Source organism: Escherichia sp. AM3, assembly GCF_032029835.1.
GTDB lineage: Bacteria > Pseudomonadota > Gammaproteobacteria > Enterobacterales > Enterobacteriaceae > Escherichia > Escherichia coli.
The window spans coordinates 1-621 of sequence record NZ_JAVUPQ010000498.1 but is presented as its reverse complement, the minus strand read 5'-3'; the positions used below and the strand labels follow the sequence as shown (position 1 = coordinate 621).

The window sequence follows — 621 nt, the reverse complement described above, 5'->3', positions numbered from 1 at the left end:
AATACGCAGAAGTGCTTGTTGCCATACCCGAACTTACAAATACATTGCGTAAACAGTTAATGGAAGGTTGAGGATTCTCCGGTGAATGCAGTCATTCCGAAAAAGAGAAGGGACGGCAAGTCTTCGTTCGAAGACCTGGTATCCTACGTCTCTGTCCGGGATGACATGACCGATGAGGAACTGGATTTATCTTCTTCTTCGCAGGCTGAACAACCGCACCGAAGCCGTTTCAGTCGCCTGGTTGATTATGCGACACGTCTTCGAAATGAGTCATTCGTGGCGCTGGTTGATGTCATGAAGGACGGCTGTGAATGGGTCAACTTTTATGGTGTCACCTGCTTTCATAACTGTACTTCTCTTGAAACTGCCGCTGCAGATATGGAGTACATTGCCCGGCAGGCACACTATGCAAAAGATGACACTGATCCTGTTTTTCACTACATCCTTTCCTGGCAGTCACATGAAAGCCCGCGTCCGGAACAGATTTATGACAGTGTACGTCATACGCTGAAATCACTCGGCCTTGCCGACCATCAGTATGTCTCTGCCGTGCATACTGATACAGATAATCTGCACGTCCATGTGGCTGTTAACCGGGTACACCCTGAAACGGGTTATCTG

The 621-nt window shown here is 48.3% G+C and carries 1 protein-coding gene and 1 pseudogene; both read left to right on the top strand.

Going from position 1 to position 621, the window contains the following annotated elements; all coding sequences use genetic code 11:
• Window positions 1-71, top strand: a pseudogene (locus RTW80_RS26850) (nikA protein); the annotation flags it as partial.
• 10 nt (window positions 72-81) lie between these two features.
• Window positions 82-621, top strand: a 540-nt coding sequence (locus tag RTW80_RS26845) for a relaxase/mobilization nuclease domain-containing protein (RefSeq protein ID WP_312721139.1), incomplete at its 3' end; no start/stop codon positions are given.